The sequence below is a fragment of the Mesorhizobium sp. M7A.F.Ca.CA.002.05.1.1 genome (genome assembly GCF_003998335.1).
Classification (GTDB): Bacteria; Pseudomonadota; Alphaproteobacteria; order Rhizobiales; family Rhizobiaceae; genus Mesorhizobium.
Window position 1 is genome coordinate 1 of the sequence record NZ_RZQI01001179.1, and the last position, 1493, is coordinate 1493.

Below are 1493 nucleotides of genomic sequence, written 5' to 3' on the forward strand. Positions count from 1 at the left end.
GTCTCGTCGACGATGTCGTCAGCCGCATCCTCGAAGCCTTCATGGCGATCCCGGTGGTCATCGTTGCGCTGTTGGCCATCGTTGCGCTCGGCACCTCCAAGACGACGGTCATCGTCGTCATCGGCCTGAGCTTCGCGCCGATCATCGCGCGCACCGTGCGCTCGGCGGTGCTGGCCGAGCGCGAGCTCGACTATGTCGCCGCCGCACAACTCAGGCATGAAAGTGCCCTGCATACGATGTTCGTCGAGATCCTGCCCAACGTCATCCCGCCGATCCTGGTCGAAACCACCGTGCGGCTCGGCTATGCCATTTTCGCCGTCGCCACGCTCTCCTTCATGGGCTTTGGCATCCAGCCGCCCTCGCCCGACTGGGGGCTGTCGATCTCCAACAATTACGGCATGATCGGCGGCGGCTTCTGGTGGACGGTGCTGTTCGATGCGCTCGCCATCGCTTCGCTGGTGATCGGCGTCAATCTGGCGGCCGACGGCGTTCACGGAGCGCTCAATGACTAACTCCGCCAAGGCCGAAAACGCACTCGAACTCACCGATCTTTCGGTTGCCTACCGCGTCGCCGGCCGCAATCGCGCCGTGCTGCGCAACCTCAGCCTCACCATCGGCCAGGGCGAAGCCTATGGGCTGGTCGGCGAGTCCGGTTGCGGCAAGTCGACAGTGGCGCTCACCGTCGTGCGCTATCTGCCGAGAAATGGCTCGATCACCGGCGGCGCGATCTCGCTCGACGGCCAGAATGTGATGAAACTTGACGCCGAAGCGCTCAGGCGGGCGCGCGCGGAAAGCGTCTCCATGGTCTATCAGGACCCGGGCAAGGCGCTGAACCCATCGATCCGCGTCGGCCGTCAGCTGACCGAGATTTTTGAACTCGGCGGCGTTTCGGGACGAGCGGCCACTGACCGGGCGATTGCGATGCTGAACCGAGTGCGCATCTCCGACCCGACAAGTGTCATGCAGCGCTACCCGCACCAGCTTTCCGGCGGCATGCAGCAACGCTTGGCGATTGCCATGGCGCTGGCCAACGATCCGTCGATGCTGATCCTCGACGAGCCCACCACCGGCCTCGATGCGACGGTGGAGGCCGAAGTGCTCGACCTGATCGCACAGCTCAGGCAGGAACTGTCAGCCTCTATCCTGTTCATCAGCCACAACCTCGCCGTCGTTTCCAACATGTGCGACCGGGTCGGCGTGCTCTATGCCGGCATGCTGGTCGAGGAAGGACCAACGGAGGTCGTGTTCAACGATCCGCGCCACCCCTACACGGTGGCGCTGCTGCGCTGCCTGCCGCGCGGCGGCCAACGCAAGGATCAGGGCCGGCTCGACACCATTCCGGGTTTCCTGCCCGGCATCGGGGCCGACATCAAGGGCTGCGCCTTCGCCGATCGCTGCGCGCTCGCCGACGATCGCTGCCGCAGCGAATTGCCGCCGCTCTATGATCTGGGCGGCCGGCTGTCGCGCTGCTTCCATCACGACAAGGCGCAGGC

Annotated in this window: 2 protein-coding genes; both read left to right on the forward strand. The window is 65.0% G+C overall.

Going from position 1 to position 1493, the window contains the following annotated elements:
• On the forward strand, nt 1–512 hold a 512-nt coding region (locus tag EN939_RS33865), incomplete at its 5' end, for an ABC transporter permease (RefSeq protein ID WP_164751499.1).
• On the forward strand, nt 505–1493 hold a 989-nt coding region (locus EN939_RS33870; protein WP_164751500.1), incomplete at its 3' end, for an ABC transporter ATP-binding protein. The genes EN939_RS33865 and EN939_RS33870, both read left to right, overlap by 8 nt.